The organism is Stutzerimonas sp. LR2 (assembly GCF_055755175.1).
The window spans coordinates 1-1,290 of sequence record NZ_JBVTRR010000030.1 but is presented as its reverse complement, the minus strand read 5'-3'; the positions used below and the strand labels follow the sequence as shown (position 1 = coordinate 1,290).

1 protein-coding gene and 1 pseudogene are annotated in these 1,290 nt (G+C 51.4%); both read left to right on the top strand.

Annotated elements, in window-relative coordinates:
• Positions 1–213: pseudogene (locus ACVRRC_RS21790) on the top strand (hypothetical protein); the annotation flags it as partial.
• Positions 210–1,290, top strand: a 1,081-nt coding sequence (locus tag ACVRRC_RS21785; RefSeq protein WP_472997545.1) for a TraU family protein, incomplete at its 3' end; no start/stop codon positions are given. The pseudogene ACVRRC_RS21790 and the gene ACVRRC_RS21785, both read left to right, overlap by 4 nt.

The window sequence follows — 1,290 nt, the reverse complement described above, 5'->3', positions numbered from 1 at the left end:
CTGATCACAACCAACGTTTACGGTGATGGCTGGGATACCTTCAAAGATGCTGCACAACATTATGGTAAAAAAGCCCGCCTTTACATGATCCAGCCTGGTATGTCTGAACGCTTTGGGATTGAAGCGGTGCCCAGTGTCGTAACTGCTGACAGAAAGGTCTTCATTATCAACGAATACCCTGAAGCCAACTACGCACAAAAGGTGGCAAAATGAAATCCCTACACACGAAATTGAAATTATTCAGCTTGCACCTGATGGCGGCCACCGCAGTTTCCTTATGTTTTGCGGGCAATGCACTGGCTGACAAAACGGCGGAGACAGCACCTGCGGTCAACGAAGTTTGTCGTGATAACCAGCTTCTTTCTTTCAAGCTTTTTACCGACGTATGCTGGGGGTGTATCTTCCCAATCAAGGTGGCCGGAATTACAATGGGCCCCTCTGGTAAAGTGCCGGATAATGCGGCTGGTGGCATGGCCTGTGCCTGCCAAGACGGGCTTGGGGTATATCACCCCGGTGTGCTGACAGCAATGTGGGAACCCCGAAAAGTCATCGAACTGACGCGCACGCCGGGCTGCATGTCATCGTTGGGTGGGGTTAACTTAAACCTCGGAAACAACCTTCAGTACGGGATCCAAACCGATGGCGCTGATGAAGAACGCCGTAATAAATTTTCGATCAGTTTCTATAACGCACACATGTATGCCCTGCCACTTCTGCGCATGCTTGACCTGTATTTGCCAGGGCAATGTACTGCCGACCCATACAGTGACTTTGACGTGGTCAGTTTCTCCGAGATAGACCCAACCTGGAACAATACAGCCTTAGCCTTCTTCCAGAATCCAGAATCTGCTGCGGTGGCTAACGTTGTCGCACAGCAAGCTTGCGCCCTTGAGGCTGCGGCTCAATTTGCAGGTAAGCAGCCAATGGATTCGTTGTGGTGGTGTGCGGGCTCTTGGGGTGGACAATATCCATTAACGGGATCGGTACGAAGCATGGACACGCCACGGACAACCAGCCTGGCTGGTATTCGCGAACTTGCAGTTGAGCATCGTCGTGGTTTGGCGTATCGAACGATGGGGAATGACACTGTTTGCCGCTCGAAGATCTACCCAACTCTACCGAAGCAACAATACAAACTGAATATGTTCAGCCCGACACCGGAAACCAAAGAAGGCCACGAAGTCGGTGAATCCCCCTATCAGTGGCAAGGTGGCATGTACAGGTACCCAACGGGGAAAGGTCAGGATTCGACGTACATGATCTTCCAATGGATGGATTGCTGTCGGACGA